Annotated in this window: 1 protein-coding gene; it reads right to left on the bottom strand. The window is 36.9% G+C overall.

Translation table 11 applies throughout. From position 1 onward, the window contains the following. Positions 1–316: 316 nt before the first annotated feature. The gene (locus D1094_RS18425; RefSeq protein WP_118961555.1) at positions 317–604 is read right to left on the bottom strand and encodes a hypothetical protein; all 288 of its coding nucleotides are present in this window, start codon (positions 602–604) and stop codon (positions 317–319) included. Between the last annotated feature and the right edge of the window lie 93 nt (positions 605–697).

Consider the following 697-nt stretch of genomic DNA (forward strand, 5'->3'; position numbering starts at 1 on the left):
CCCAGCAACACGACTAACCAAACCGTGATTTTTGAGCCAAACACGAAAGCGAGAACAGCGTTAATGACTTTACCGCAAGGTGTCTTAAAAAAGCGTAAAGTCTATTAACGACAAACACCAAAACGGTTAGGCGAAAACTGAGGCGTAACCCACCAAACTAACCTTGAAAACACTGTTCTTACAATAAAATAATAACTCGATTTCGTGTTGCCAAATAACGCCACATTAAGCGGCAAAAAATTGTTGGTTAAAATGTTGAACGGAGTGAAAACAACCAACTGTTTTTTGTCCGTTTGAATGCCTTGTTAGCAGTACATTACACTGTAAAAGATATAATTAAACTTGCCACAGCACCAAGCCAAACACCAGGGTGTTTAATAATTAATATTTTGGCTTCTTCTGTTGTGAAATTACCAGATTCAATTTCTGAGCGTAAAGGCTTTCCAAGTAATTTAGCTATTACAGTTAAACATATTACGATTGACGCAATAATTATTAAACCTGAAATAGGATCTTTATTGAGATCGACAAAACCTATAATTGATAGTCCTAAACCACATACCCAACCTAATTTTTTTACTGCCTTTGTGCCAATCGAACTCATAAACTTCCTGTACTGCTAACGTTTATATTAAACGGCAAAGTAACATTGGCTATAATCGCGAAGCGATGGCCAACTGTTACGTGTCCGATTTGA

It is taken from the genome of Colwellia sp. RSH04 (assembly GCF_003545765.1).
In the GTDB taxonomy this organism is placed as follows: Bacteria; Pseudomonadota; Gammaproteobacteria; order Enterobacterales; family Alteromonadaceae; genus Colwellia.